The sequence below is a fragment of the Candidatus Dependentiae bacterium genome (genome assembly GCA_016191325.1).
Lineage (GTDB): Bacteria > Babelota > Babeliae > Babelales > JACPOV01 > JACPOV01.
In genome coordinates this window covers 1-1313 of the sequence record JACPOV010000011.1, presented here as the reverse complement: position 1 = coordinate 1313, position 1313 = coordinate 1, and the positions used below count along the sequence as shown (strand labels likewise).

Annotated in this window: 1 protein-coding gene; it reads right to left on the bottom strand. The window is 40.1% G+C overall.

Annotated elements, in window-relative coordinates; translation table 11 throughout:
- Window positions 1-195 precede the first annotated feature (195 nt).
- Window positions 196-1065, bottom strand: coding sequence for a transposase (locus HYX58_06460; GenBank protein ID MBI2775623.1), 870 nt, complete (start codon window positions 1063-1065; stop codon window positions 196-198).
- Window positions 1066-1313 lie beyond the last annotated feature (248 nt).

Sequence of the window (1313 nt, the reverse complement as noted above, 5' to 3'; positions counted from 1 at the left end):
TGATTTTTCGCCCCGGTGCGTTGTAAGCGGATAGTTAACATCCCAGTAGTAGAAATTTAATTGACTGACATTTGCCCCGTAGAGACTTTTTAATTTATTGCGAAGAAATAAATATTAAATTTCACTACTGGGTAAAAAATTAGTGCTGAAACAGTATAACAAAATCAAGGCTGTAGGTCAACACTCCGGTATCTCTCATCGCAAATGCGACAAATACTGTTTAGGACTCATAAGATTTAATGATAAATGAGGTCTGGTATTGTTGTAGAAGTCTAGGAATTGATTGACTTTCTGTTGGACTAGTCTAAGATCTTTTTTCTTGTAGTTTCTCCAACCCAAGCACTCTTTTCTAAGGGTTCGATTAAATGATTCAATGTAAGCTTGTTCATTCTTCCGGTAAGGGCGGGAAGTTCTGATCTTGTGGCAATATTGTCTAGCTGTTTGTTCCCATTCTTTTTCAAACTCCGAGCCGCCGTCTCTTTGGAGCAGATCACAGAACTCAAAGTATCTCATCTGTTGTTTTAACGCCCTGGCTCCATCGGAAGCTTGAATGCCGGTACTCATAATGACTTGAGCGTCTCTACCGAAGATATCTATGGCTGTGTATGCGAATAACCCGCCAAAGTCTACCGTATCGTTCTGGATGACCTTCCTGGGAGCACTCGCTTTCGGGACCGGTCCTCGCTTTAGATTTCTCTTCCATTCTGACCTTAACCGATATTTTTGTCCAAGCACTCGGTAAATCGTACAAAGGGCAATATCAATCCCATAATCATGTCTCATCCAGTATTTAATCTTCTCCCCGCAGCATTGATGATACTTTTCTCTAATAGCATAGATGCGAGCTTTCATGATTGGATCAGTTTTACGCTTCTGTCTTCGTCCTTTCTTGGAGTTCTGGTACTTATGCAAAAATCTTCTGATACCACACTGTTTGATTCCAGAAATCCAACGATATACAGTGGCGCGGTCCTTCTTAATCTTAACTGCAATCTGGTCTGGTTTGAGCTTACAAGAGTAAAGCTCCCACGCCAGTTCTATCAAAGAAACAGTTTGTAAGGACATATGTTAGTTTTAGGCTTATGAATATTACCTAAATCTTAACATTTGTCGCATATCTAATGAGAATTAAGCGCTCACCCCCGACCCCTCTCCCACAATCGGGAGAGGGGAGTTCTAATTTGTAGAGCCCAATTCGCTTGACAGAACCTTTATTTAGCCATATAATACCAGTACCATTAAAAACTTAATCTAAGGAGTAATAAAAACACTACATTGTTTTGAGCCAATTTCTTTGATCCCTTTTGCTTAAC